Source organism: Kitasatospora sp. NPDC093806, from assembly GCF_040683335.1.
Taxonomy (GTDB): Bacteria; Actinomycetota; Actinomycetes; order Streptomycetales; family Streptomycetaceae; genus Kitasatospora.
In genome coordinates, this window is sequence record NZ_JBFBDO010000239.1 from 1 (window position 1) to 2,728 (window position 2,728).

Consider the following 2,728-nt stretch of genomic DNA (forward strand, 5'->3'; position numbering starts at 1 on the left):
CTGTTCCAGGAGCGCCGCGCTGTGCAGTGCCGCCGCCGTGGCCCACGGGGTGCCGCTCCGCCGTCCGAGTGCCGCCCGGCACGCCGCGACCGCCCCCGACCCCAGCTCGGGCACGATCGTTTAGCCCAGCTGTGGCGGCCCTTAAGAATTCCTCGATGGACCGCACCCCCTCTCACCAGGCAGATTTCTGCCTGCCCGGAATGCGGACGCCAGGACCACCAGGTCCCCGGCCCCGCACGGACCCTCCGGCCCTCCCCGGGGGCCGTCACCGGCCGGGCCCCGTCGGCCTGCCCACACCAGGCCGCCCCCACCGTGCGTCAGGAGCCACCGCCGTGAAGGCACTCGTCAAGCACCAGGCCGAGCCCGGTCTCTGGATGATGGACGTCCCCACCCCGGTGATCGGCCCCGGCGAGGTGCTCATCAAGGTGCTGCGCACCGGCATCTGCGGTACCGACCTGCACATCCGCAAGTGGGACGGCTGGGCCCAGCAGGCCATCAAGACCCCGCTGGTCCTCGGGCACGAGTTCGTCGGCGAGGTCGCCGAGATCGGCGCCGGGGTGGCGGACATCGCGGTCGGCGACCTGGTCAGCGGCGAGGGCCACCTGGTCTGCGGCAAGTGCCGCAACTGCCTGGCCGGCCGCCGCCACCTCTGCCGCAACACGATCGGCCTCGGCGTCAACCGCGACGGCGCCTTCGCCGAGTACGTCGCGCTGCCCGCCTCCAACGTCTGGGTGCACCGCGTCCCGGTCGACCTCGACGTCGCCGCGATCTTCGACCCGTTCGGCAACGCCGTGCACACCGCGCTCTCCTTCCCGCTGGTCGGCGAGGATGTGCTGGTCACCGGCGCCGGCCCGATCGGCATCATGGCCGCCGCCGTCGCCAAGCACGCCGGCGCCCGCAACGTGATGATCACCGACGTCTCGCCGTACCGCCTGGACCTGGCCCGCCAGGTCGGCGTCTCGCTGGCGCTCAACGTCGCGGAGCACACCATCGAGGAGGGCCAGCAGAAGCTCGGCCTGCGCGAGGGCTTCGACGTCGGTCTGGAGATGTCCGGCCGCCCCGAGGCGATGCAGTCGATGATCGCCAACATGACGCACGGGGGCAAGATCGCCATGCTCGGCCTGCCCGCCGAGGACTTCCCGATCGACTGGGCCTCCGTGGTCACCTCGATGCTCACCATCAAGGGCATCTACGGCCGCGAGATGTTCGAGACCTGGTACGCGATGTCCGTCCTGCTGGAGGGCGGCCTCGACCTCAGCCCCGTGATCACCGGCCGGTACGCCGCCGCCGACTTCGAGGCCGCCTTCGACGAAGCCGCCGGCGGCCGCTGCGGCAAGATCATCCTCGACTGGACCGCCTGAGCCCCCTCGCCGATCCGATTAGGAGTCAGCTGTGTTCGACAACGTGCGCGACGACGTCGCCACCACCCTCGACGAGATCCGCGAGGCCGGGCTGTTCAAGCCGGAGCGGGTGATCGGCACCCCGCAGAGCGCCGCCGTCACCGTCACCGCCGGCGGTGCCCCCGGCGAGGTGCTCAACTTCTGCGCCAACAACTACCTGGGCCTCGCCGACCACCCCGACGTGCTCGCCGCCGCCAAGGACGCGCTCGACCGCTGGGGCTACGGCATGGCCTCGGTCCGCTTCATCTGCGGCACCCAGGACGTGCACAAGGAGCTGGAGGACCGCCTCTCCACGTTCCTCGGCCAGGAGGACACGATCCTCTACTCCTCCTGCTTCGACGCCAACGGCGGCGTCTTCGAGACCCTGCTGGACGAGCGCGACGCGGTCATCTCCGACGCCCTCAACCACGCGAGCATCATCGACGGCATCCGCCTCTGCAAGGCCCGCCGGCACCGCTACGCCAACCGCGACCTGGCCGACCTGGAGAAGCAGCTCAAGGAGAGCCAGGACGCCCGCCGCCGCCTGATCGTCACCGACGGCGTCTTCTCGATGGACGGCTACGTCGCCCCGCTGCGCGAGATCTGCGACCTCGCCGACCGCTACGACGCGATGGTCATGGTCGACGACTCGCACGCCGTCGGCTTCGTCGGCGCGGGCGGGCGCGGTACCCCCGAGCTGCACGGCGTCATGGACCGGGTCGACATCATCACCGGCACCCTGGGCAAGGCGCTCGGCGGCGCCTCCGGCGGCTACGTCGCCGCCCGTCGGGAGATCGTCGCGCTGCTGCGCCAGCGGTCGCGGCCGTACCTGTTCTCGAACTCGCTGGCGCCGGTGATCGCCGCCGCCTCGCTCAAGGTGCTGGACCTGGTCGAGGAGTCGAACGAGCTGCGCGAGCGGCTCGCCGCCAACACCGCGCTGTTCCGGTCGAAGATGACCGAGGCCGGCTTCGAGATCCTGCCCGGCGACCACCCGATCGCCCCGGTGATGATCGGCGACGCGGCCAAGGCCGGCCGGCTCGCCGAGCTGCTGCTGGAGCGCGGCGTGTACGTGATCGGGTTCTCCTACCCGGTCGTGCCGCACGGCCAGGCCCGGATCCGGGTGCAGCTCTCGGCCGCCCACTCCACCGAGGACGTCGAGCGCGCCGTCGCGGCCTTCATCGACGCCCGCGCCGCCCTGGGCGAGTAGCCCCCACTCGGGACCGCACCCCGTCCGGGCCGGTCCCCCCTGATCGCCCGTGGCGCGTCCGCTCGGAACCGGACGCGCCACGGGCTCCCACCGGGCAGCCCCCAAGCCGCCGCGCGGCGGAGCCGGACCGGCCCGGCTCCGC

General features: G+C 72.2%; 2 protein-coding genes. Both read left to right on the forward strand.

Annotated features, from left to right (window positions below):
- The first annotated feature begins 332 nt into the window (after nucleotides 1–332).
- Nucleotides 333–1,361 (forward strand): L-threonine 3-dehydrogenase, encoded by a 1,029-nt coding sequence (gene tdh / locus AB0N76_RS39610; RefSeq protein WP_363565711.1) that lies wholly within the window; start codon nucleotides 333–335, stop codon nucleotides 1,359–1,361.
- 31 nt (nucleotides 1,362–1,392) lie between these two features.
- Entirely contained in the window at nucleotides 1,393–2,586 is a 1,194-nt protein-coding gene (locus tag AB0N76_RS39615) for a glycine C-acetyltransferase (RefSeq protein WP_363565712.1), read from the forward strand.
- Nucleotides 2,587–2,728 lie beyond the last annotated feature (142 nt).